The sequence below is a fragment of the Cellulomonas iranensis NBRC 101100 = JCM 18110 genome, from assembly GCF_001552375.1.
In the GTDB taxonomy this organism is placed as follows: Bacteria; Actinomycetota; Actinomycetes; order Actinomycetales; family Cellulomonadaceae; genus Cellulomonas; species Cellulomonas iranensis.
Genome location: NZ_BCRB01000064.1, coordinates 1 through 22,676, shown reverse-complemented (window position 1 = coordinate 22,676; position 22,676 = coordinate 1). Strand labels below are relative to the sequence as shown.

17 protein-coding genes are annotated in these 22,676 nt (G+C 74.5%); 11 read left to right on the top strand and 6 right to left on the bottom strand.

The features are described 5' to 3' along the window. Positions 1-28: 28 nt before the first annotated feature. Complete coding sequence (pgm, locus tag CS2_RS13095; protein WP_070320332.1) at positions 29-1,714, bottom strand: phosphoglucomutase (alpha-D-glucose-1,6-bisphosphate-dependent); 1,686 nt, start codon at positions 1,712-1,714, stop codon at positions 29-31. Positions 1,715-1,854: 140 nt separating this feature from the next. Between pgm and CS2_RS13090 the strand changes: the two genes are divergently transcribed. Then, positions 1,855-2,679 carry a DUF5926 family protein gene (locus tag CS2_RS13090; RefSeq protein WP_070320331.1) on the top strand — a complete coding sequence of 275 codons (825 nt, stop codon included), beginning with the start codon at positions 1,855-1,857 and terminating at the stop codon, positions 2,677-2,679. A 101-nt stretch (positions 2,680-2,780) separates the two neighbouring features. On the opposite strand, the gene CS2_RS13085 is transcribed toward CS2_RS13090, so the two are convergent. Further along, positions 2,781-3,719, bottom strand: a complete 939-nt coding sequence (locus CS2_RS13085; RefSeq protein ID WP_070320330.1) for a hypothetical protein — start codon at positions 3,717-3,719, stop codon at positions 2,781-2,783. Positions 3,720-3,998: 279 nt separating this feature from the next. Between CS2_RS13085 and CS2_RS13080 the strand changes: the two genes are divergently transcribed. Continuing rightward, positions 3,999-4,865 carry a glycosyltransferase family 2 protein gene (locus CS2_RS13080; protein ID WP_070320333.1) on the top strand — a complete coding sequence of 289 codons (867 nt, stop codon included), beginning with the start codon at positions 3,999-4,001 and terminating at the stop codon, positions 4,863-4,865. On the opposite strand, the gene CS2_RS18865 is transcribed toward CS2_RS13080, so the two are convergent. Continuing rightward, the gene (locus CS2_RS18865; RefSeq protein WP_070320329.1) at positions 4,822-7,164 is read right to left on the bottom strand and encodes a hypothetical protein; all 2,343 of its coding nucleotides are present in this window, start codon (positions 7,162-7,164) and stop codon (positions 4,822-4,824) included. The genes CS2_RS13080 and CS2_RS18865 overlap by 44 nt on opposite strands. A gap of 141 nt (positions 7,165-7,305) precedes the next feature. On the opposite strand from CS2_RS18865, the gene pheA reads away from it, so the two are divergent. Then, entirely contained in the window at positions 7,306-8,271 is a 966-nt protein-coding gene (gene pheA / locus CS2_RS13070) for a prephenate dehydratase (protein ID WP_046530874.1), read from the top strand. A 28-nt stretch (positions 8,272-8,299) separates the two neighbouring features. Here the strand turns inward: pheA and CS2_RS13065 are convergent, their stop codons facing one another. After that, positions 8,300-9,439 (bottom strand): diacylglycerol/lipid kinase family protein, encoded by a 1,140-nt coding sequence (locus CS2_RS13065; RefSeq protein WP_070320328.1) that lies wholly within the window; start codon positions 9,437-9,439, stop codon positions 8,300-8,302. A 141-nt stretch (positions 9,440-9,580) separates the two neighbouring features. Between CS2_RS13065 and serS the strand changes: the two genes are divergently transcribed. From serS to CS2_RS13035, 6 genes are all read left to right on the top strand, one after another. Next, the gene (serS, locus tag CS2_RS13060) at positions 9,581-10,861 is read left to right on the top strand and encodes a serine--tRNA ligase (RefSeq protein ID WP_046529376.1); all 1,281 of its coding nucleotides are present in this window, start codon (positions 9,581-9,583) and stop codon (positions 10,859-10,861) included. After that, complete coding sequence (locus tag CS2_RS13055; protein WP_046529375.1) at positions 10,858-11,655, top strand: HAD family hydrolase; 798 nt, start codon at positions 10,858-10,860, stop codon at positions 11,653-11,655. Before serS ends, CS2_RS13055 begins: the two co-directional genes overlap by 4 nt. Positions 11,656-11,883: 228 nt before the next feature. After that, positions 11,884-13,254: an ABC transporter substrate-binding protein gene (locus CS2_RS13050; RefSeq protein WP_307416503.1), complete on the top strand. Its 1,371-nt coding sequence runs from the start codon at positions 11,884-11,886 to the stop codon at positions 13,252-13,254. Positions 13,255-13,404: 150 nt separating this feature from the next. Continuing rightward, positions 13,405-14,382, top strand: a complete 978-nt coding sequence (locus CS2_RS13045) for a carbohydrate ABC transporter permease (protein WP_070320326.1) — start codon at positions 13,405-13,407, stop codon at positions 14,380-14,382. Then, positions 14,379-15,317: a carbohydrate ABC transporter permease gene (locus CS2_RS13040; protein ID WP_082131488.1), complete on the top strand. Its 939-nt coding sequence runs from the start codon at positions 14,379-14,381 to the stop codon at positions 15,315-15,317. The genes CS2_RS13045 and CS2_RS13040 overlap by 4 nt, the downstream gene beginning before the upstream one ends. Positions 15,318-15,361: 44 nt before the next feature. Further along, a complete protein-coding gene (locus tag CS2_RS13035; protein WP_070320325.1) occupies positions 15,362-16,246 on the top strand; it encodes an EamA family transporter in 885 nt (294 codons plus the stop codon). Positions 16,247-16,275: 29 nt separating this feature from the next. On the opposite strand, the gene CS2_RS13030 is transcribed toward CS2_RS13035, so the two are convergent. Next, positions 16,276-16,893, bottom strand: a complete 618-nt coding sequence (locus CS2_RS13030; RefSeq protein ID WP_070320324.1) for a bacterial proteasome activator family protein — start codon at positions 16,891-16,893, stop codon at positions 16,276-16,278. A 63-nt stretch (positions 16,894-16,956) separates the two neighbouring features. Between CS2_RS13030 and CS2_RS13025 the strand changes: the two genes are divergently transcribed. After that, positions 16,957-18,186: an AGE family epimerase/isomerase gene (locus CS2_RS13025; RefSeq protein WP_070320323.1), complete on the top strand. Its 1,230-nt coding sequence runs from the start codon at positions 16,957-16,959 to the stop codon at positions 18,184-18,186. A 21-nt stretch (positions 18,187-18,207) separates the two neighbouring features. On the opposite strand, the gene CS2_RS13020 is transcribed toward CS2_RS13025, so the two are convergent. Beyond that, positions 18,208-19,212: an NAD(P)H-quinone oxidoreductase gene (locus CS2_RS13020; protein WP_046529369.1), complete on the bottom strand. Its 1,005-nt coding sequence runs from the start codon at positions 19,210-19,212 to the stop codon at positions 18,208-18,210. A 253-nt stretch (positions 19,213-19,465) separates the two neighbouring features. On the opposite strand from CS2_RS13020, the gene CS2_RS13015 reads away from it, so the two are divergent. Continuing rightward, positions 19,466-22,676: ATP-binding protein (locus CS2_RS13015; RefSeq protein ID WP_070320322.1), on the top strand; the 3,211-nt coding region annotated here is incomplete at its 3' end.

Genomic DNA, 22,676 nt, shown 5'->3' with positions numbered 1-22,676 from the left:
TGCGATCCGGTCACCCTCCCCGGCGGTGTCAGGCCTGCAGGGCCTGCGCGACGACGTCCTTCGCGGCCTCCTGCACCTGCGCGAGGTGCTCGGGGGACACGAACGACTCGGCGTAGATCTTGTAGACGTCCTCGGTGCCGGACGGGCGGGCCGCGAACCACGCGTTCTCGGTGGTGACCTTGAGGCCGCCGATCGCGGCGTCGTTGCCCGGCGCGCGCGTGAGCTTGGCCGTGATCGGCTCGCCCGCGAGCTCGGTGGCCGTGACCTGCTCGGGAGAGAGCGCCGCGAGCGTCGCCTTCTGCTCGCGCGTGGCCGCGGCGTCGACGCGCGCGTAGAACGACTCGCCGAACCGGTCGACGAGCTCGGCGTGGTGCTGCGACGGGCTCCTGCCGGTCGTCGCGAGGATCTCGGAGGCGAGCAGCGCGGGCAGGATCCCGTCCTTGTCGGTCGTCCACACCGTGCCGTCGGTGCGCAGGAACGACGCGCCCGCGGACTCCTCGCCGCCGAACCCGACGGCCCCGTCGATGAGACCGGGCACGAACCACTTGAAGCCGACCGGCACCTCGAGCAGGCGGCGGTCGAGCGACGCCGCGACGCGGTCGATCAGCGACGACGACACGAGCGTCTTGCCGATCGCGGTGCCCGCGGGCCAGCCCGGGCGCGCGCCGCCGTAGAGGTACGCGATCGCGACGGCGAGGTAGTGGTTGGGGTTCATGAGCCCCGCGTCGGGCGTCACGATGCCGTGCCGGTCGGAGTCGGCGTCGTTGCCCGTCGCGATGTCGAACGGCGTCCGCCCGTCGGGGCCGGGCTGCATGCGCTCGAGCAGCGACGCCATCGCGTACGGCGACGAGCAGTCCATGCGGATCTTGCCGTCCCAGTCGAGGGTCATGAACGCCCACCGCGGGTCGACCTCGGGGTTGACGACCGTGAGGTCGAGCCCGTAGCGCTCGCCGATCGCGCCCCAGTACTCGACGGATGCGCCGCCGAGCGGGTCGGCGCCGATGCGCACGCCCGCCGCGCGGATCGCGTCGAGGTCGACGACGTTCGCGAGGTCGTCGACGTACGACGTGAGGTAGTCGTGCTTGCGGGTCGTGGGCGCCGCGAGCGCCTGCACGACACCCACGCGCGGCACGTTCCGCCACCCGCTGCGCAGGATCTCGTTGGCGCGGTCCGCGATCCACCCGGTCGCGTCCGAGCCGGCGGGACCGCCGTGCGGCGGGTTGTACTTGAAGCCGCCGTCGCGCGGCGGGTTGTGCGACGGGGTGACGACGATGCCGTCGGCCAGGCCCGGGCCGTGCGTGCGCACGCCCGCGGCGGTGCCCGCGCCGTTGTGGCGCAGGATCGCGAGCGAGACCGCGGGCGTCGGGGTCCACGAGTCGCGCGCGTCGACGTGCACCTCGACCTCGGCCGCCGCGAGCACCTCGAGCGCGGTCGTCCACGCGGGCTCGGACAGCGCGTGCGTGTCGCGCCCGATGAACAGGGGGCCGTCGGTGCCCTGCGCGCGGCGGTACTCGACGATGGCCTGGGTGATCGCGACGATGTGCGCCTCGTTGAACGCGCCGTCGAGCGCGGACCCGCGGTGGCCCGACGTGCCGAACACGACCCGCTGCGCGGGGTCGTCGAGGTCGGGCTCGCGGTCGTGGTACGCGGTCAGCAGGGCGTCGACGTCGACGAGGTCGGAGGGCTGGGCGGGGGTGCCGGCGCGCGGGTGCATACCTTGATCCTCCCGCAGCCGGGCCCCGCCGCGCACCTGCTCGGACCACCCGTGCACCGCCCCGGTCCGGGGTCGGGGGGGCTCGGTGGGTGGGCGGACCGGCGCAGGGTCGTGGGCACCGACTCGCTAGGCTGGCGCGCATGGCCAAGAAGACGACCGAGTTCGTGCTGCGCCCGTTCGAGGGGCTCCCGGGTGAGCCCGACTGGGTCGCGATGCGCGAGCTCGTGCCCGCCGCGACCGCGACGGTCCGCACGACCGCCGAGCACGGTGCGCGTGACGTCCTCGTGACGACGATCCTGCCGAACTCGTGGGCGGCGCTGCACCGCGCCGACGGCGTCGTGCTCGTCGCGCTGCAGACGGGCACGAGCTCGGGCGACGCGTCGCGCGACGTCGCGACGGCCCTGCTGCTCGCGCTCGACGCCGAGCCGGGCACCGCGATCGAGACCATCGGCCTGCCGACCCCCGGCCCCCGCCTGCAGGACGTCCTCGACCCGACCGTCCCGTTCGAGGTCACGGTCCAGGAGAGCTTCGCGTACTGGCTGGACCCCAGCACCGAGATCACGCCCGACCTGCAGGCCGCGATGGAGGACGCCGATGCCGGCATCGTCGACACGCGCCGGCTGGCGTCCGTCGAGTCCGCGTACTGGTGCCGCATGGGGGCGCGCGAGTACCTGCGCTGGGCGCAGGCCGACGACGAGCAGGTCGTGCTCGACGGCCTGGCGCGCCTGCACGGCCGCCGGGAGTCCGGGTTCGACGGCCACAAGTTCATCGGGTACTTCCGCGCCGCGGGCATCGTGGTCCCGGTGTGGGAGCTCGCGCGCGGCTCGGAGGCCGAGGACGTCGAGGACGGCGTGAAGGCGTTCGCGCCCGCGCTCGCCGCGGCCCTCGCGGACGACGCCCCGCTCGACGCTGACGCGCGCCGCGCCCGCGCGGGCCTCGTGGCCCGCCAGGTCACGCTGCGCTGAGCGCGACCGCATGTGACTGGACGGTGCAGCAGCGCGAGGTGTGACTTGAGTGGTCTCCGATGACCACCGCTACCTCGCGCTGCTGACCACCCGCTACGACGTTACGTCCACGCCCGCTTGACGCAGTCGTAGATGATCGCCGAGTTGGCGCCAGCCCACGCGCTGATGCACACGATGCAGCCCACGCCCAGCGTGAAGATGCAGACGGCTGTGCACACCGAGAAGATCGTTGTGACGATCCACTGCGGCATGCCGTTCGCAGTCAGGCAGCGCTCGAGCTTCTTCTGGTTGAGCCCGACGCTGGTGATAGACGCCCCGTCCTGATTGGCGCCTTCGATCACGAACAGGGCCTCGCGGAACTTCTGTCCGTTCTGCCATCCGTCCACGCTCACAGTGTTGTCTGCCGTAAGGGAAGCGGCCCACTCGACGACCTCGGCGGAGTCACCCATCTTGAAGTAAGTCACCTTGCTCAGTTCAGGCAGGTCGGTTCCTGACAGTGGTACTGTCACCAGCTGCCACCCGCCAAACGACTGCACGGACGCCTGAGCCCATTCCGGGATCAGGCCGCTGCGTGGTTCGTAGCCAGCCGCGTGCGCCCCCGCGACGAGCTTGTCGGCCTGTATCCCGGTGATGTCGACGAACTGCTCAGCCTTGGCTGCGGCGTCGTCGAGGGCTCTGTCGGCAAGCTCCTTGTCGTTCAGGTCGATGGTCTGCGTCGAGACGGACACGGTGGACAGACTCTGCGTCGGTGCGTCCAGCTCGAGCGCGAACCGGGCCGCGTCGGCGTCCTTCCATGCCGCGGGCGCTAGCGTGCCCCAAGCCAGGGCGCCGGCGGTGAACGCTGCCGCGACGGCCATCCAGGTTGACCATCGCGATCTCGTCGTCTCGTTGTCTCGTCGTTTCGTCGTCATGACGATGAGAAGTGCGGTGATCGCGAGCGGGAGGCTGGCGATGCGCAGCAGCAGTCTTGCGGGATCGGGCAACGGAAGGTAGGACAAACTGTTGGCGATGAACGCACTCAGAAGGAGTGTTATCACCACCGCGCGTGCGCGCCTATCGGACCTCATTTTTCCCCCTGACTCAGGATGATTAGTCGTTCGTGAACCTTAGCGCGGTCGTCCGGCTGTCGTGGGTAGTTCTGCCGACTGTTTCCATTACGAGGCTCGACGTTCGCGGAGGGGCGGAGAGCTCCGGCCTCAGCCCACCCGGTCGGGTCGAGGCGAGGGCCGTCTGCAGGCGGACGCCCGCACTGCCGCTCACCAGGACGGGCCCGTCGCTCGTGAGGCGACCACCCTCCCGCGGTCGATAGGGTGGTCACCGTGACTGGCACGGGGAGCGAGGGCGTCCGACCGGGGGCCGACGCGACCGACGACGCGACCGCGACCCCCCCGACGGCGGAGCGCCGCGCGCCCGCGCCGCGCGCCGCCCGCCCCCCGCGGCAGCGGGTCGCCGTGATCATCCCGGCCAAGGACGAGTCGCGCCGCATCGCGGCGACCGTCCGCGCCGCCCGCGCGATCCCGTACGTCGACCTCGTGCTCGTCGTCGACGACGGCTCGGAGGACAACACGCAGCACGTCGCGCGCGAGGCCGGAGCGGTCGTCGTGCGGCACTCGCACAACCGCGGCAAGGCCGCCGCGATGGAGACGGGCGCCGCGGTCGTCGCGATGCGCGACGCGCCGGACCGGGCGCCGCGGCACCTGCTGTTCATCGACGGCGACCTCGCCGAGACGGCCGTCAACACCGCGCCGCTCGTGCCGCCGGTGCTCGAGGGCGTCGCCGACCTGACGATCGCGCTGCTGCCCCCGCAGCCCGGTGCGGGTGGGCGCGGCATCGTCGTCGGTGCCGCACGCCGCGCGATCGCGTCGATGACCGGGTGGACCCCCACGCAGCCGCTGTCGGGCATGCGCTGCCTCACGCGGGAGGCGTTCGAGGCGGCCACGCCGCTCGCGCGCGGCTGGGGCGTCGAGACGGGCATGACGATCGACCTGCTGCGGCAGGGCTTCCGGGTCCTCGAGGTGCCGTGCGAGCTGCGGCACCGCCCGTCGGGCTCCGACCTCAAGGGTCAGCTGCACCGTGCGGCGCAGTACCGCGACGTGCAGATCGCCGTCAACGCGCGCCGGGCGCGTGCCGCGGTCGGGGGCCTCAAGCGGGCGACGACCCCGCGGGAGCGTCCGGCCGAGCGCTGACCTCGGCGGCGGCACCGTCGGGCGACGACCCGGGCCCGGTCGCGTCCGCGTCGTCCGCGCCCGCGTCGAGGCGCCACTGCGCGGCGGCGGCCACGAGGCACGGCACCGCGACGGCGATGCCCATGGCCGGCACGATGATGCCCGAGTCGTTCATGAGGAACCCGACCGTGAGCGCGACGCCCGTGGCCGCGACCGCGGGCCGCAGCAGCGGGACCGCGCGCTGCAGACCGGCCAGGGGCGAGCCCTCGCCCATGAGCGCGCCGCGCCGCGGGCGCGGGCCCACGAGCACGAGCAGCACGAGAGCGACGCCGCCGATCGCCAGCACCAGGTAGCGCCACGACGTCAGGACGCGCAGGTTCACCGAGAGCTTGCGCCAGACCACGTCCCACAGGCCGCCGTCGATGACGGTGTCGAGGAACCGGCCGACGTGCGTGCGGTCCGCGGCGGGGCGCAGCCAGTCGAGGTACGCGAAGCCCAGCACGACGGCACCGCCGACGGCGCACACGATCAGCACGGTCCGCCACGAGACGCGACGGCCGCTGACGGCCACCGCGAGCATCGCGAACGCGACGAGCAGCGCGGGCGGGCCGCCGAAGTCGGCGCCCCACGACGGCGAGCCGTTGACCACGACGATCGCCAGCCCGATCCCGGCGACCGCCGCGACAGCGGCCCGGCGGTGCCCGCGGCGCAGCAGCGCGTCGGCCACGACCACGGCGACGAGGACGCCCGCGGCCAGGACCAGCGCGAACGCCTGGTTGCTCATGCCGTAGAACCGCGCCGCGAGGATGCGGTGCGCACCGAGCGGCGAGTCGACGAGCAGGTTCGAGCCCGTGACGGCGTCGACCAGGATCACGCCCACCGTGACCCCCGCGACCACGCCCGCCGGCCCGAGCACGTACCGCCGCCACGGCCCGGCGAGGGCGACCGCCGTGACGACGGCGATCCAGCCGACCACGACCGCCCAGAACGCGGTCGTGGGCCGGTCGGCGCGCCACCACGGCACGGTCCCGGCGAGGAACGACGCGACGGGGGCGGCGCCGAGCGCGAGCGCGGCGACCTGCAGGGCCCTCAGCGCGGGACGCAGCGGTGCGCGGTCGGTGCGCCCGCGCAGCAGCAGCACCACGGCCGCGACGAGGAACAGCGCGGCCTGGCTCAGCACCATGCGCGCCGAGAAGGCGCCGTGCACGCGCGTGATCGCGCTGGCCTCCTCCTGGATGTCGAGCACGCGCGCGACGCGTGCGCCGCCGGTCGCGGGCCCGGGCGTCGGGACGATCTGCGCACCGGGGATCGTGGGCACGTCGGGCAGGCCCAGCAGCGACAGGAGGGTCGGCGTGACGTCGACGGTCTGCACGAGCCCCTGCTGCCGCGTGGACCCCGACGTGAGCAGGCTCGCGCCGTAGGCGTCGCCGCTCGCGCGCGGCCCGGTCGCGGCGGCGAGCTGCAGCGCCACGCGTCCCGAGTCCGCCAGGGACACCACGAGCACGGTCGCGTCCGTGCCGCGCAGGCCGTCGAGCACCGCGTCGACGTGCGCGTCGATCGTCACGGCCTGCTGCGCGCGCGTCGGCTCGACGATCGACTCGGACCCGGGCAGCTCCTGCGTGCCGCCGAGGCCGAGCCCGGGGTCCTCCTCCTCGCCCGGCGCGACGGTCGGGGTGGGGGTGCTGGGGCGGGCCGCGGTCGCCCAGCCGGGGTCGCGGACGACACCCGCGTCGACGACGACGAGCTGCGAGGTCGCGGCGGCCTCGCGCACCGCGCGCTGCAGGTCGCGCTGCTGCGCGGGCATGCGCAGGTGCGTGCCGACCGGGACGCCGTCGGCGTCGGCGAGCGCGATCGCGGCGCCCGGGCCGATGCCGGTGGCGGTGGTGCCGGACCGCTCGAGCTCGCCGCCGAGCAGGCCGAGGCGCGCGCGGTAGGACTCGCCCGCGGCGGCCGCGCGGTAGTCCTCCCAGCCGGGGACCTGACCGGACTCGCCGGGGTCGCGCAGCGTGCGGCACGTGCCGTCCTCGGCGGGCAGGTCGGCGGCGCGGTTGCCGGCGGAGACGGCGAGCCAGCCGTCGGCGGGGCACGCGCGCGAGCGCACCGAGCGGGTCGTGACGTCGCCGACGGAGCCCGCGCGGGACAGGCCCCACAGCGCGGGCGTCGTGAGCGACCCGATGTCGTCCCAGCGCAGCCCGGCGACGCCGACCAGCACGACGGGCCCGGGCGCGGCGTCCGGCTCGGCGGCGTGCGCGGGCGCCGCGACGAGGAGGGCGAGGCCGGTGACGAGGGCAGCGGTCAGCGCGCGGAGGGTCCGGGGCACCGACCCAGCGTACGTGCGGGCACTAGGCTCGGCGGCGCCGCGGGCGCGGCCGCGCACCGAGCGGACGCGAAGCCCTCGCGGCGCGTGCACAGGTCCGCCGCACGCGGGCCTCGACGGCGACGACGTGCGGAGGGAGTGGGCATGACGGTGCTGCGCTACGCGTACCTCGGGCCGGCGGGGACGTTCACGGAGGAGGCGCTGCGGCAGGTCGCGTCGAGCGACGACGCGGTCTACCTGCCGCAGACGGACGTGGGTTCGGCGCTCGCGGCCGTGCGCTCGGGCGACGCCGACCGTGCGGTGGTCGCGATCGAGTCGACCGCGGAGGGCGGCGTGACCGCGACCCTCGACTCCCTGGCGACGGGTGAGCCGCTCGTGCTGCTGCGCGAGGTGCTGGTGCCGGTGCAGTTCACGCTCGTCGCCGCGCCGGGTGCGCGGCTGGCCGACGTGCGGCGCGTGTCGGCGCACCCGCACGCGTGGGTGCAGTGCCGGCGGTGGCTCGCGGCGCACGTGCCGGGTGCGGTGCACGTGCCGGCGACGAGCAACACGGCGCCGGCGGCGCTGCTGTCGGACGCGCTCGCGTCGGGGGACCCGGACGCGGCCCGGGGGCTCGCGTTCGACGCGGCGCTCGTGCCACCCGCGGCCGTCGCGACGTACGGGCTCGTGCCGCTCGCCGAGCGCGTCGCGGACAACCCGTCGGCGCTCACGCGGTTCGTCGTCGTGGGCCCGCCGGGGGAGGTGCCCGCGCCGACGGGGGCCGACAAGACGACGCTCGTGGTGCACCTGCCCGACAACGAGGCGGGTGCGCTGCTCGCGATGCTCGAGCAGTTCGCCGCGCGGGGCGTGAACCTCTCGCGCATCGAGTCGCGTCCGATCGGCGACGCGCTGGGCCGGTACTCGTTCTCGATCGACGCGGAGGGGCACGTGACGGACGAGCGCGTGGGCGAGGCGCTCATGGGGCTGCACCGGCGCTGCCCGTACGTGCGCTTCCTCGGCTCCTACCCGCGCGCGGACGCGGTCGCGCCGCTCGTGCACGTGGGCACGGCGGACGCGGACTTCGTCGAGGCGCGGAGCTGGCTCGCGCGGCTGCGCGCGGGCGACGTGACCTGACGCGTCGGCGCGCGACGTGCCGGACGCGTCAGCGCGCGACGCGCACGACGAGCGCGCCGGGGTCGACGCGCGCCGTGAGCTCGCGCGCGCGGCCCACGATGTCGCCGTCGACCTGCACGTGCTCGCCGCCCGCGACCTCGATGTGCAGCTCGCGCGCGCGGGCGTGGTCGATGCGGCCGATCTTGTTGGGCAGCTCGTTGCGCACGCCGACGCCCTGCAGCACGACCTCGCCGAGCAGCTGAGCCCATCCGGCGATGCCGCCGCGCGTGTCGATGACGGCGACGTCGAGCACGCCGTCGTCGAGCACCGCGTCGGGCAGCAGCGTGATGCCGCCGGGCAGGCGCCCGCAGTTGCCGATGAGCAGGCTGCGCAGCCGCACGTGCTGCGCGGGCCTGCCGTCGAGCGCGAGCCGGACGCGCAGCCGGCGGCCGTGCAGGTGCTTGACCCCCGCGACGAAGTAGGCGATCCAGCCCATGCGTGCCTTGAGCTGGTCGTCGGCGTCGGCGACCATCGCGGCGTCGAACCCGAGGCCGGCGATGACGAGGAAGATGTGGTCGCGCGGCTCGTCGGTGTCGGCGGGCTCGTCGTCCGCGGCCTCGGCGATGTCGTCGTCCATCTCGGACTCGTGCCGCAGGACGCGCAGCCAGCCGACGTCGATGCGCTTGTCCTGGCCGTCGACCGCGAGCTGCATCGCGCCGATCGGGTCGTTGAGCGGCACGTCGAGGTTGCGGGCCAGGAGGTTGCCGGTGCCCAGCGGCATGAGGCCCATCGGCACGCCGGTGCCCGCGAGCGCCTCGGCGACCGCGCGCACGGTGCCGTCGCCGCCGACCGCGACGACGAGGTCGGCGCCGGCCGCCACGGCCTCGCGCGCCTGCCCGACGCCGGGGTCCTCGACGGTCGTCTCGAACCACAGGGGCTCCGGCAGGTACTGCTCGCTCGCGGCCTTGCGGACGGCCGCGCGCAGCGACGTCACGTCGGGCTTCGAGGGGTTGGCGACGAACGCGACGAGCTGGCCGCGCGGCGCCTGCCCGGCGTCCGTGCCGGCAGGCGCGACGGCCGCCACCTGCGCGCGCAGGCGGCCCTGCTGGCGGTAGACCCACAGCCCCAGCGCGACCGCCACGAGCGCCAGCACACCGGCGGAGACCGCCACCCACCCGACCCACGACATGCCCGGAATCTACGGCCGTGCAGGCCCGGGCGCAGGCCGGGACGCGCCACGGGTGCCCGCGGCGGTGCCCGCGGCGGCGCCAGGCGCGCCGCCGGGGGCGCCCGGGGGCGGTCGCCGGGGCCGGGTCGGTAGGGTCGGGGGGTGATCGATCTGCAGCTCCTGCGCCAGGACCCGGACGTCGTGCGTGCCAGCCAGGTGGCGCGCGGCGAGGACCCGCACCTCGTCGACGAGGTGCTCGACGCGGACGCGCGCCGGCGCTCCGCGCTCACCGAGTTCGAGACGCTGCGGGCCGAGCAGAAGTCCCTCGGCAAGCGGGTCGCGCAGGCGTCGGGCGACGAGAAGCAGGCGCTGCTGGCGCACACCAAGGACCTCGCGGCGCGGGTCAAGGCGCTGCAGGCCGACGCGGCCGCGGCCGAGGAGCGCGCGACCGAGCTCGCGCGCCGCATCGGCAACGTCGTGGAGGAGGGCGTGCCCGCGGGCGGCGAGGACGACTACGTCGTGCTCGAGCAGGTCGGCACGCCGCGCGACCTCGCGGCCGAGTACGGGCCCGACTTCGTCGTGAAGGACCACCTCGACCTCGGGGAGGGGCTGCGCGCGATCGACACCGAGCGCGGTGCGAAGGTCTCCGGGTCGCGGTTCTACTTCCTCACCGGCGTCGGCGCGCGCCTCGAGCTCGCGCTGCTCAACGCGGCCGTGGACCTCGCGACGCGCAACGGCTTCACGCTGACGATCACGCCGACGCTCGTGAAGCCGGAGATCATGGCGGGCACCGGGTTCCTCGGCGCGCACGCCGACGAGATCTACCGCCTCGAGGCCGACGACCTGTACCTGGTCGGCACGAGCGAGGTCGCGCTCGCGGGCTTCCACGCGGGCGAGATCGTCGACCTGTCGGACGGCCCGCTGCGGTACGCGGGGTGGAGCGCGTGCTACCGGCGCGAGGCCGGGTCGTACGGCAAGGACACGCGCGGCATCATCCGCGTGCACCAGTTCCACAAGGTCGAGGCGTTCGTGTGGGCGCGCCCGGAGGACGCGGCGGACGAGCACCGGCGGATCCTCGCGTGGGAGAAGGAGATGCTCGCGCTCGCCGAGCTGCCGTACCGCGTGATCGACACCGCGGCGGGCGACCTGGGCAGCAGCGCGGCGCGCAAGTTCGACTGCGAGGCGTGGCTGCCGAGCCAGCAGCGCTGGCTCGAGCTCACGTCGACGTCGAACTGCACGACGTTCCAGGCCCGCCGCCTGGGGGTGCGCGAGCGCACCGAGGACGGCACGCGCACGGTCGCGACGCTCAACGGCACGCTCGCCACGACGCGCTGGATCGTCGCGCTGCTGGAGAACCACCAGCAGGCCGACGGCTCGGTGCGGGTCCCCGAGGGCCTGCGCCCGTACCTGGGCGGCCTCGAGGTGCTGGAGCCGGTGCGGTGAGCCGCACGCGCCTCGTCGCGCTCGACGTCGACGGGACCCTCATGTCGTACGACGGCGTGATCTCCGCGGAGGTCCGCGCGGGGGTCGCGGCGCTCGTCGAGGCGGGCGTGCACGTGGTCGTCGCGACGGGGCGCGCGGTGCACTCGGCGACGCGCGTGGCGGCCGACCTGGGCCTGACGACGGGTTACGTGGTCGCGTCCAACGGCGCCGTGACGGCGCGGCTCGACCCCGACGAGCCGGGCGGGTACGCGCTGGTGCGCACCGTGACGTTCGACCCCGGACCGGCGCTGCGGACGCTCGCGCTGGAGCTGCCGGACGCGCTGTTCGCGGTCGAGGACCTCGGCGTGGGGTTCCTGGTGTCGCAGCCGTTCCCGCCGAACGAGCTGACGGGCGAGCAGACGGTCGCGACGCTCGACGAGCTCGCGGCGGCCCCGGCGACGCGTGTCGTGGTGCGGGCGCCGGACAGCACCCCCGAGGAGTTCCACGCGCTGGTCGAGCGCGTCGGTCTGCGCGAGGTGACGTACGCGGTCGGCTGGTCGGCGTGGCTCGACCTCACGCCGGGCGGCGTCACCAAGGCGAGCGCGCTCGAGGACGTGCGTCGCGAGCTCGGCGTCGAGCCGTACGAGACGCTCGCGCTGGGCGACGGCGAGAACGACGTCGAGATGCTGCGGTGGGCCGCGTGCGGCGTCGCGATGGGCCACGCGAGCGACGTCGTGCGGTCCGCGGCGGACGAGGTGACGGGCACGATCGAGGACGACGGCGCGGTCGAGGTGCTGCGGCGCGTGCTGCGCTGACGCGCCCTGCACGACCCCGCGGCGACGCCGCCGCAGGCCAGCACGCCGCGTGCGTGGGGCCGTGGGCACGAGGTCCCAGGTGAGCGCATTCCGACGTGCCTCAGGGGCGACGTGACCGAATCGTGACCGAATCGAGCGCTGCCCTGCTTGCGACGACGCGCCGGACGGCGTTGTGTCGTTGCGCCGGTTATCGGAGGACAACGACGTTTTGGGGGATCGATGAGGCACATGCACAGGCGTGCCGGCGCACTGGTCGCCGGGACGGTCGCGGCGCTCGCGCTCGCGGCCTGCAGCACGGGTGAGGGCGGGACGCCGGGCGGCACCGGGACGTCCGGCGGCACCGCCGGCGGGTCGGTCGACTGCGCCGACTACGAGCAGTACGGCGACCTCAGCGGCAAGACGATCACGGTCTACGCCGGGATCGTCGCGCCCGAGGACACGCCCTACATCACGTCCTTCAAGCCGTTCGAGGAGTGCACGGGCGCGAAGGTCGACTACCAGGCCGACAAGCAGTTCGAGCAGCAGATCCTGGTCCGCGCGCAGGCGGGCAACACGCCCGACATCGCGATCGTCCCGCAGCCCGGCCTGCTGGCCCAGCTGGTCGCGACCGGCACGGTCAAGGCGGCACCGGAGGGCGTCGCCAAGAACGTCGAGGAGTTCTGGGACCCGTCCTGGAAGGAGCTCGGGTCCGTCGACGGCACGTTCTACGCCGCACCGTCGGGCGCGAGCGTGAAGTCGCTCGTCTGGTACTCGCCGAAGCAGTTCAAGGACAACGGCTACGAGGTCCCGCAGACGCTCGACGAGCTCAAGAGCCTCACCGAGAAGATCGTCGCGGACGGCAACAACAAGCCGTGGTGCGCGGGCATCGCGTCCGGCGAGGCCACGGGCTGGCCGCTCACCGACTGGATGGAGGACTTCGTCCTGCGCGTCGGCGGCGGCGACGTGTACGACCAGTGGGTCAAGCACGAGATCGCGTTCAACTCCGAGGTGCCGACCGAGGCCCTCGACATGGTCGGCGAGTACCTCAAGGACCCCGCCAACGTGAACGGCGGCTTCGGCGACGTCTCGACGATCGCCACCACCGCGTTCCAGGACGCGGGCCTGCCGATCCTGCAGGACCAGTGCTCGCTGCACCGCCAGGCGTCGTTCTACGCGGCGAACTTCCCGGAGGGCACGAACATCGCCGAGGACGGCGACGTGTTCGCGTTCTACCTGCCCGCCAAGGACGACTCGACCAAGCCGGTCCTCGGCGCCGGTGAGTTCGTCACCGCGTTCTCCGACCGCCCCGAGGTGCAGGCCCTCCTCGAGTTCTGGTCCACCGACACGTGGGCCAACCTCAAGGCCAAGGCCTCGTCCGACGAGACCAACGGCGGCTGGATCTCCGCCAACAAGGGTCTCGACACCGCGAACCTCGTGAACCCGATCGACAAGCTCTCGGCCGAGATCCTGCTCGACCCGGCCTCCGAGTTCCGGTTCGACGGCTCCGACCAGATGCCCGCCGCCGTCGGCAACGGCGCGTTCTGGCGCGAGGCGACCGCGTGGATCACGGGGCAGTCCACCCAGGAGACGCTCGACAAGATCGAGGCCGCCTGGCCGTGACGGGTGACGTGACGCGCGGGTCCTGACGGGCCCGCACGTCCGGTCCGCGGCCGGACCGTCCCGCCCCGCGTGGTGGGACGGTCCGGCCGTCATCCCCGGTGCGCGCGTGCGCCCCGCCCCCGTCCACGGTCCCCTGCCCTGGGAGGCTCGATGAACATCGCCGACAAGCTCGTCGCGATGGTGCTGGCGCTCGTGGCGTTCGCCGCGGTGATCGGCCTGGTCCTGCTCGTCGTCTCGTTGCTGGAACGGCGCGGCGCCCGCCGCGTCGCGTGGTTCTTCGTCGGCCCGACCGTGCTGCTGCTGCTCGTCGGGCTCGTGTACCCCGCGGGTCGCACGGTCGTGCGCTCGCTGTACGACGCGGCGGGCTCGTCGTTCGTCGGCCTGAGCAACTACACCGCGGTGTTCAGCTCGCCCGACCAGCTCGTGGTCCTGCGCAACACCGTGCTGTGGGTGCTCGTCACGCCCGTCGTCGCGACCGTCGTCGGCCTGCTGTACGCGATCTGGGTCAACGGCGCACGCGGCGAGGCCGCCGCCAAGGCGCTGATCTTCCTGCCGATGGCGATCTCGTTCGTCGGCGCGTCGATCATCTGGAAGTTCGTCTACGAGTACCGGTTCTACGACCCGACCGTCGCCAACAACCCCGCCCAGATCGGCCTGCTCAACCAGCTGCTCGTGTGGGTCGGCCTGCCGCCGCAGCAGTTCCTGCTGAACCAGCCGTGGAACAACCTGTTCCTCATCGTCGTGATGATCTGGATCCAGGCGGGCTTCGCGATGACGATCCTGTCGGCCGCGATCAAGGCGATCCCCGCCGAGATCGTCGAGGCCGCGCGCCTCGACGGCGTCACCGCCACGGAGATGTTCCGGTTCGTCACCGTGCCCGCGATCCGCCCGACCCTGGTCGTGGTCCTCACGACCATCGCCATCGGGTGCCTCAAGGTGTTCGACATCGTCCGCACCATGACCGGTGGCCTCTACGGCACCTCGGTCGTCGCGAACGAGTTCTACACGCAGTCCTTCACGGCCGGGAACCAGGGGCTCGGCGCCGCGCTCGCGGTCCTGCTGTTCATCCTGGTGATCCCGATCATCGTCTACAACGTCCGGCAGCTGCGACGAGCGGAGGCACGATGACCACGACCCCGCCCCCGCCGCAGGTCGTCGCACCCGCCGGCAGCGACGCCGGCACCGTGCGCGGCGACGTCGGCGCCACGCTGCGGGCCACGAAGAAGCGCCTGACGTCGCCCTGGGCGACGTTCGCCGCCGTCGTGCTCGCGGTGATCTGGACCATCCCGACGTTCGGGCTGCTCGTCACGTCGTTCCGGCCCGCGGCCGACATCAACGCGACCGGCTGGTGGACCGTCCTGACGAACCCGAACTTCACGCTCGAGAACTACCAGACGGTCATGGCGGTCGACTCGTCGCAGTCGCTGCTGCCGTTCATCATCAACTCGGTCGTCATCACGATCCCGTCGGTCGTGCTGCCGATCTTCCTCGCGACGCTCGCGGCGTACTCGTTCGCGTGGATGCGGTTCCCGGGCCGGGACGCCCTGTTCGTCGCCGTGTTCGCGCTGCAGGTCGTCCCGATCCAGGTCACGCTCATCCCGCTGCTGACGCTGTACGCCGACATCGGCGTGGCGGGCACGTTCTGGGCCGTGTGGATCTCGCACACGATGTTCGGCCTGCCGCTCGCGGTCTTCCTGCTGCACAACTTCATGCGGGAGATCCCGGGCGAGCTGATCGAGGCCGCGCGCGTCGACGGCGCCGCGCACGTCACGGTGTTCTTCCGGCTCATGCTGCCGCTGCTCAAGCCCGCGCTCGCGGCGTTCGGCATCTACCAGTTCCTGTGGGTGTGGAACGACCTGCTCGTGGCGCTGACGTTCGCCGGGTCGTCCAACACGGTCGCGCCCATGACCGTCGCGCTGTTCAACCTCACGGGGACCCGCGGGTCGCAGTGGTTCCTGCTGTCGGCGGGTGCGTTCGTGTCGATCATCGTGCCGGCGCTGGTGTTCCTGTCGCTCCAGCGGTACTTCGTCCGCGGCCTGCTCGCGGGGTCCGTCAAGGGGTGAGCCGCACGCCCGGGGGCGGGCACGGCGCCGCGTAGCCTGGCGCCGTGCCCGCCCCCGCGCTGTTCGTCGTCTCCGGGCTGACGCAGTACCTCGGCGCGGCGGTCGCGGTCGGGCTGTTCGCGGTGCTCCCCGCGGGCACGGTCGCGTGGCTGCGCGTCGCCGTCGCGGGCGTGCTGCTGCTCGCGTGGCGCCGCCCGTGGCGCGTGCGCGCGCTGTGGGAGCCGCGGAGGCTGGCGGTCACGGTCCTGTTCGGCGTGGTCCTGGCGACCATGAACGTCGCGTTCTACGTCGCGATCGAGCACCTGCCGCTCGGCACGGCCGTCGCGCTCGAGTTCCTCGGCCCGGTGGCCGTCGCCGCCGTCACGGGCTCGGGCTGGCGCGAGCGCGCCGCGATCGGCGTGGCCGCCGTCGGGGTCGTGCTGCTCGCGGGCGTCAGCCTCGACACCGGCCCGGGCGCCGTCACGGGGCTCGTCGCGATCGGCGTGGCCGCGGCGTGCTGGGCCGGCTACATCGTGCTCGGGCGGCGCGTGGCGCGCGCCGGCACGCCCGGCGCGAGCGGCCTCGCGGTCGCGATGGCCGCGGGCGGGCTCGTGCTCGCGCCGTTCCTCGCGGGCGGCGCCGGGCCCGTGCTGCACGACGCCCGGCTCGCGCTGCTCGTCGTCGTCATCGCGGTGTGCTCGTCGGTCGTGCCGTACGCGCTCGAGCAGGTCGTGCTGCGACGCGTGAGCGCCGCGACGTTCGCGGTGCTGCTCGCGCTGCTGCCCGCGACCGCCGCGGTCGTCGGCGCGGTCGTGCTGCGGCAGCTGCCGCACGGCCTCGAGCTCGTCGGCCTCGTGCTCGTGTCCGGCGCGATCGCCCTGACCGCGCGCGGCGGGAGCGACCCGTCGGGCCCGGGCCCGGGCGACGGGCAGCCGCCCGCGCCGGGCTGACGGGCACCCGGCGTCGGAGGTCGCCGGGGCTAGAGGTACTGCCCGGTCGACGGGCGCATGTCGTCGGGCCCGTCCTGGCGCCCGGTCGGCACGCCGAACCCGCCGCCGGGCACCGACGGGTGGCCCGGCGGGAGCGCGCGTCGCATCTGCGTGAGCTGCGCCTGCGCGGCCATCTGCTGCGCCACGAGCGCGGTCTGGATGCCGTGGAACAGCCCCTCGAGCCACCCCACCAGCTGCGCCTGCGCGATCCGCAGCTCGGCGTCGGACGGCGCCGCGTCCTCCGCCAGCGGGAGCGTGATGCGGTGCAGCTCGGCGACGAGCTCGGGGGACAGCCCCTCCTCGAGCTCGTGCAGCGACCGCTCGTGGATCTCGGCGAGCCGCGCGCGGGCCGCGTCGTCGAGCGGCGCCGAGCGCACCTCGTCGAGCAGCTGCTTGATCATCGTGCCGATGCGCATGACCTTCGCGGGCTGCTCGACCATGCCCGTGACGTCCTCGTCGCGCGTCTCGTCGGGCTGCGCGCCCCGGCCGTCGTCGCCCCCGCCGGCCGCGGGCACGACCACGACCCGCGGCCCGTCGGGCGCGTGCTCCGCGCGTGCGGGGTCGGGGGAGGTGCCGTCGTGCCGCTCGCCGTCGCTCACCCCGCCCATCATGGTCGAGCGGGCCGCGCGGCGCAGCCCCGCGCGGCGAGCCCCGCAACTACGCTGGCGGCCATGGCGTGGCTCAGCACACCGGCGCACGCGCGCTGGCTCGAGGGCGAGACCGACCGGCTGTGGGACTTCGGGCGCGCCGCGCGCGCCCGCACGGGGTTCGCGCGGCTCGACGACGTCGGGCGGCCGCTGCCCGGCCCCGCCGAGCTGTGGATCGCGTGCCGCATGACGCACGTCTACGCGCTCGCGCACCTCGCGGGCCGGCCCGGGTCGGCCGCGCTCGTCGACCACGGGGTCGCCGCGATCTCGGGCCCGTTCCACGACGACGCGCACGGCGGCTGGTTCGCCGAGGTCGACGCCGACGGCACGCCCCGCGACACGACCAAGGCCGCGTACCCGCACGCGTTCGTCGTGCTCGCCGCCGCGAGCGCGACCGTCGCCGGCCGCCCCGGCGCGCGCGACCTGCTCGACGCCGCGCTCGCGGTGCAGGAGCAGCGGTTCTGGGACGACGCCGCGGGCATGGTCGTCGAGGAGTGGGACCGCACGTTCACCGAGCTCGACCCCTACCGCGGCGTCAACGCCAACATGCACACGGTCGAGGCGTACCTCGCGGCGGCCGACGTCACGGGCGACCGCGTCTGGCTCGACCGGGCGGCGCGGATCGTCGAGCGGGTCGTGCACGGCTTCGCGCGCGCGAACTCGTGGCGCATCCCCGAGCACTTCGACGCCACGTGGGCGCCCGACCTCGAGTACAACGCCGACACCCCCGCCCACCCGTTCCGCCCGTACGGCGCGACGATCGGGCACTGGTTCGAGTGGGCGCGCCTCGCGCTGCACACGCGCGCGGCGCTGACGGCCCGCGGGGACGTCGCCCCCGCCTGGATGCTGGACGACGCGGTCGCGCTGGCCGACGCGGGCGTGCGCGAGGGCTGGCACGTCGACGGCGCACCGGGATTCGTCTACACGGTCGACTGGCAGGGGCGACCCGTGGTGCGCGAGCGCATGCACTGGGTCGTGGCCGAGGCGGTCGCGGCGGTCGCGGCGCTGCACGCCGCGACCGGCGACCCGCGCTGGGACGACCTCTACACGCAGTGGTGGGAGTACGTCGGCGAGCACGTGATCGACCGCGACGGCGGGTCGTGGTGGCACGAGCTGGGCACGGACAACCGCGTGACCCGCACGGTGTGGGCCGGCAAGGCGGACCTCTACCACGCGGTGCAGGCGACGCTGGTCCCGCGACTGCCGCTGACGCCCGTGATCGCCCCGGCGCTCGCGGCCGGCCTGCTGGACTGAGCGGACCGCGGCGGCGGGCCGTCAGGGCAGCAGCAGGAGCTTGCCGAACACGTCCCCCCGCTCGAGGAGCTCGTGCGCGCGGGCCGCGTCGGCCAGCGGCAGGCGCTCCTGGACCACCGGCCGCACCCGGCCGTCGAGCACGAGCGGCCACACGTGCTCGCGGACGTCCTGCACGATCCGCGTCTTCTGCGCGGCGGGGCGGTCCCGCAGCGTCGTCGCGATCACCGACCCGCGCCGTGCCATGAGCGCCGGCAGGTCGAGCTCGCCGCGCGCCCCCTGCTGCAGCCCGATGACGACGAGCCGCCCGCCCTCGGCGAGCAGCCGGACGTTGTCGCCGAGCGCGCGACCGCCCAGCACGTCGAGCACGACGTCCACGCCCCGCCCCTCCGTCGCGCCCTGCACCACCTCACGCACGTCCTGCGCGCGGTGGTCCACCACGACGTCCGCCCCCAGCGCGGCCACGCGTGCGCACCGCTCGGCGCCGCCCGCGGTCGCGACCACCCGGTGCCCGAGCGCGTGCAGCACCTGCACCGCGACCGATCCCACGCCCCCCGACCCGCCGTGCACGAGCACCGTCTCGCCCGGCGCGAGGTGCGCGGCCCGCATGTTCGACCACAGCGTCGCGACGGCCTCGGGCAGCCCGGCCGCGTCGACGAGGGACACGTGCGCCGGCACGGGCAGCACGTGCGTCGCGTCCACGACCACCCGGTCGGCGTAGCCGCCGCCCGCGAGCAGCGCCGCGACCCGGTCCCCGACCTGCGGGGAGGCGCCGGCGAGCGGTGCGCCGTCGTGCGTCGTCGCGGGCGGTCCCACCGCGGCGACCGTGCCCGCGACCTCGAGGCCCGGCCACGGCGGGGCGCCGGGCGGCGACGGGTAGTGCCCCGCCCGCTGCAGCAGGTCAGCACGGTTCACGCCCGCGGCGGCCACGTCGAGCAGGAGCTGACCCGGGCCCGGCTCGGGCTCCGGCACCTGCGCGACGCGCAACGCCTGCGGGCCCCCGGGGGAGTCGACCACGACGGCACGCACCGCGGCACGGTAGGCCGACCGGGTGGGTGGGTGCCCGGAGGCGCGCCGGGCGCGCAGCCCGGGGGTGCCCGATTCGCGACGAACGTGGCGTATCGGTACGGGTGACGTCCGTGGCAAACTCTGGCGGCGGGCTAATGGTCCGGTGTTCAGGTACCGATGAAGCGCAGACGGCAGTCACCTGCGGTGACCGCGTTGCGGGCGCGAGCGGTATCCCGCGTGAGCGTCCGACGTCGGGCGAAAGGGAAGGATCGACATGCTGCGACGGCTCGGAATCCGTGCCAAGGTCCTGGCGGTCCTCGCCGTGCCCATGATCGTCCTGCTCCTCGCAGGCACCTACATCTCCCTCGGCGCGATCCAGGACCTGCGCTACGCCCAGGCCACGCAGAACGTCGTCCGCACGCTCGACGTCATGTCCCCGGTGTCGGCCGCGCTCCAGCAGGAGCGGATCCTCTCGCTCACGGGCGCCTCGGCGGAGCAGATCGCCGCCGCCCGCCAGGCCACCGACCAGGCGCTGTCCGCGGCCCGCGAGGTCACGCAGGACATCGACCTGTCGCAGTTCCCGGCGTCGGTGGTGCGCGACTTCCAGGACCAGCAGAAGACGTACTCGAGCGGTCTGCAGCAGGTCCGCGACCGCGTCGACAACCAGACGCAGCGCGCGATCCTCCGCAACGGCTTCCAGGACATCGTCGACGGTCAGGACCACGTCGTCGAGGGCGTCGCGAACTCGCTGCGCGACCGCGACCTCGCCACCTACATCCGCGCCAACCGTGAGGTCGCCCTCCTCGTCGACGCGCTGGTCAACGAGTACATCACCGGTGTCGAGCTCAAGACCGCCCCGATCGACAGCCCCGTCGCGGCGCGGACGTTCGCCGACCAGGTGACCGCCACCGAGCTCGCCCGCGAGCGCGCCCGCACCGCGGTCGGCGACCTGCGCCTCGACGGCGTCGCGATCAGCACCGGTGACCCGAACGCGGCCGTCCGCTCGATGCGCGCGCTCCTCACGCAGGGCACGCTCGCCGCGTTCGGCTCGGTCGACCTCGAGCAGTGGTCGCAGGAGACCACGACCCAGTTCACCGCTCTCGCGTCGATCAACCAGTCGATCATCGACAAGGCGACCGACACCGCCGCGGCCGCCGCGTCGTCCGCGCGTGACACCGCCGTCGTGACCGTCGGCATCGCGATCGCGGCCCTCGCCGCGTCCTTCCTCCTCGCGATCACCGTCGCCCGGTCGATCGTCGTCCCGCTGCGGCGCCTCACCGGCGCCGCCGCGGACGTCCGCGAGCAGCTGCCCCGCCTCGTCGAGCAGGTCTCGACGCCCGGTGAGGGCCCCGAGATCACGCTCGCCCCCATCCCGGTCCGCTCCAACGACGAGGTCGGCCGCCTCGCGCAGGCGTTCAACGCCGTGAACGCCACGACCGTGCAGGTCGCGCAGGAGCAGGCCGCGCTGCGCGGCTCGATCGCCGAGATGTTCGTCAACGTCGCGCGTCGCGACCAGGTGCTCCTCAACCGTCAGCTGTCGTTCATCGACTCGCTCGAGCGCGCCGAGGAGGACCCGGGCACGCTGGCGAACCTCTTCCGCCTGGACCACCTCGCGACCCGGATGCGCCGCAACGCCGAGTCCCTGCTGGTGCTCGCCGGCATCGACTCGGGCCGTCGCCTGCGTGACGCCATGCCGCTGTCCGACGTCATCCGGACCGCCTCCTCCGAGATCGAGCAGTACGACCGCGTCGAGCTCGACCTGCAGGTCGACCCGCACATGCTCGGGTTCAACGCCCTCTCGGCCGCCCACCTCATCGCCGAGCTCCTCGAGAACGCCACCGTGTTCTCGGAGCCCGAGACGCCCGTCGTCGTCACCACCGGCATCACCGGCGGTTCGGTGATCGTCCGGATCACCGACCAGGGCCTGGGCATGACGGACGCCGAGATCGAGGCCGCCAACACCAAGATCGTGTCCGTCTCCGCCGGTGACGCGCTCGGCGCGCAGCGCCTGGGCCTGTTCGTCGTCGGCCGCCTCGCGCAGCGCCTGGGCGCCGAGGTCACGCTGCGCAAGCGGGTCGGGGGCACCGGTACCGAGGCGTTCGTCCGGTTCCCGAACACGCTGTTCTCCGCCAACGAGGTCAACGCCTACGGCGCGCCGCCCGCGGCGCAGGTCGCGGCCCCGGCGGCGCAGCAGATCGAGGCGCCCGCGGTCCGCGAGGTGGACCTCGCGCAGCTCACCGACGGCCAGACCGACCTGGGCCTGCCGCGGCGGCGCCGGGGCGACGAGGCCGGTGCCGCGCCGCTGCCGACCGCGCCCGCCGCGGCGCGTGCGCCCATCACGGAGGCCGGGGCTCCCGCCGCCGGCCTGGTCGGGACGCCCGGCGAGCTGCCGACGCGCTCGCGCAAGACGTTCGACGAGGACAACATCGTCCTGCCCGTCGCGCCCGAGACGACGCTGTCGCCCGAGCTCTCGGTCGACACGGGCGAGTGGTCGCCGGCCGTCCTGGCCGCGCCGCGCGCCACCGGGCTGCCCACGCGGTCGCGCTCCGCCGCACCCGCTCCCGTCGCCGAGCCCGAGCCCGACGCCGGGCGGCAGGCGGCCCTCGCCGACCCCGCCGCACGTGCCGGCCTGTTCTCCGGGTTCCGCGGACGCGAGGCGGCCGTGCCCGCGCCGGACCCCGCTCCCGCGCCCGAGGCGCCGACGTCCGAGGCCGCCCCCGCGGTCGAGGTGCCGGCGCTCGAGCCCGACCCCGCTCCCGCGCCGCAGGCCGACGCCTGGTCCGCCCCGACCTGGCAGGGCGAGGCATCCTCGCTGCCGTCGCGCGGCGGTGCGTCCGACCTCGCGCAGCGCCAGCCGCAGGACGACACGACCCCCGCCTGGCAGGCGCCGCAGGACGAGCAGCCGTGGGCGCCGGTGCAGGCCGAGTCGCAGCCGCTGGAGGCGGCGCGCGCGGACGAGCAGGCGTGGTCCTCCCCTGCGGCACCCTCCTGGGAGGCGCCGCAGGACGAGCAGCCGTGGGCGCCCGTGCAGGCCGAGTCGCAGCCGCTGGAGGCGTCGCGCGCGGACGAGCAGGCGTGGTCCATGGCGGACGCCCCCTCCTGGGAGGCGCCGCAGGACGAGCCGACGGCCCACGACGCGCCGTCGACGCAGCAGGAGCAGCCCGCGTGGGCACCCTCCTGGGACGCCGGCGCGACCGAGCGGCACCCGGAGGCGGAGCCCGACCGGGCGACGCCGGACGCCGCTGCGGTCGAGGCGCAGCCCGAGACCGAGCCCGAGACCGAGACCGAGGCTGAGCCGGCCTTCACGGCCTACAGCGGCTACTCGGGCTGGGCGGGCGGCGGCGCCGAGCGCCCCGCCGTGGAGTACACCGAGCCCTACGCGCCGTTCGGGCGGTCGCTCGACGAGGCGCGTGCGTGGCACACGGGTGCGATCCCGGTCGTGCCCGAGCCGGCCGCCGAGGAGGCTCCCGGCTGGTCGGCGCCCG